The sequence below is a fragment of the Rhodobium orientis genome, assembly GCF_003258835.1.
Taxonomy (GTDB): Bacteria; Pseudomonadota; Alphaproteobacteria; order Rhizobiales; family Rhodobiaceae; genus Rhodobium; species Rhodobium orientis.
Map to the genome: position 1 here is coordinate 1 of NZ_NPEV01000125.1, position 434 is coordinate 434.

The window sequence follows — 434 nt, forward strand, 5'->3', positions numbered from 1 at the left end:
CCAAGCCTTTTAACGGCGAGCATCGCAGCGCTTGAAAAACTGAAGGAATACGGCATTAAAGCCGACTATGCGGCAGGTCACAGCCTCGGCGAATACAGCGCATTGGTCGCTGCCGGCGCCTTGTCGTTTAAAGATGCGGTTTATGCCGTCAGAAAGCGCGGCGAATTCATGAATGAAGCCGTGCCGGCGGGAGAAGGCGCGATGGCGGCCATTCTCGGCATGGACAGCCAGGCGCTGAAAGAAGTGACGGACAAAATTTCCGAAGAAGGAAACCTTGTTCAGCTCGCCAATTTGAACTGCCCTGGGCAAATCGTCATCTCGGGAACAGCTAAAGGCGTGGAGCTCGCTTCAGAGCTTGCGAAAGAAAAGGGCGCAAAACGCGCGATTCCTCTCGAAGTCAGCGGGCCGTTCCATTCTGAGCTGATGAAGCCGGC

1 protein-coding gene is annotated in these 434 nt (G+C 55.8%); it reads left to right on the forward strand.

Annotated features, from left to right (window positions below; translation table 11 throughout):
• The coding region (locus CH339_RS25500; RefSeq protein ID WP_146610291.1) for an ACP S-malonyltransferase at positions 1-434 on the forward strand (434 nt) is incomplete at both ends.